The organism is Streptosporangium vulgare (assembly GCF_042428775.1).
Lineage (GTDB): Bacteria > Actinomycetota > Actinomycetes > Streptosporangiales > Streptosporangiaceae > Streptosporangium > Streptosporangium vulgare.
In genome coordinates this window covers 1-519 of record NZ_JBHMBS010000196.1, presented here as the reverse complement: position 1 = coordinate 519, position 519 = coordinate 1, and the positions used below count along the sequence as shown (strand labels likewise).

The 519-nt window shown below is 68.6% G+C and carries 1 protein-coding gene; it reads left to right on the top strand.

The genetic code is table 11. The features are described from left to right. Window positions 1-89: 89 nt before the first annotated feature. Window positions 90-519, top strand: a 430-nt coding sequence (locus ACFFRH_RS44665; RefSeq protein WP_386164238.1) for a hypothetical protein, incomplete at its 3' end; no start/stop codon positions are given.

Below are 519 nucleotides of genomic sequence, written 5' to 3'. Positions count from 1 at the left end.
GCTGGCGAGTACGCACCACAACCTCCACCGCAATAGCCGGACCGTGGTCAGAATGGCAAGCCGGACGAGTCGATGCCTCCAAACCCGTGGTGTCGGAGATCTCGGCCTACCCAGGCCAGCAGACATCGGGATTGTGGACACTGCCCTCCGCCCAGCCCACCTTCTCCGCCTACGGCAGCGACCCCGAGTCACGACCACTACGCCTGGAAGCACAAGTCGAACACGACCCCTCGGTCAGCGCACAGGGCTCAGGGCTGATCTGGTCGGGCAGCGGTGACCTGTCCAGTGGCGGGTGTCACACGACGACCAAGTGCTGGCTGGAAACCCCCACCGTGACAGCGGGCAGGCTGAAGGACGGCTGGCTGATCCGCTGGCGGGTGCGGGTGTCCACCTCCACCGGAGTGGCCAGCCAATGGTCGGAGTGGCAGGCGGCCACGGTCGCGGTGAGCGGGACCGCCGGCAACGGCCTGGGCGCGGTGCCGGCCACCCGCGGCACCGACTCCTGGACACTGGCCTCGG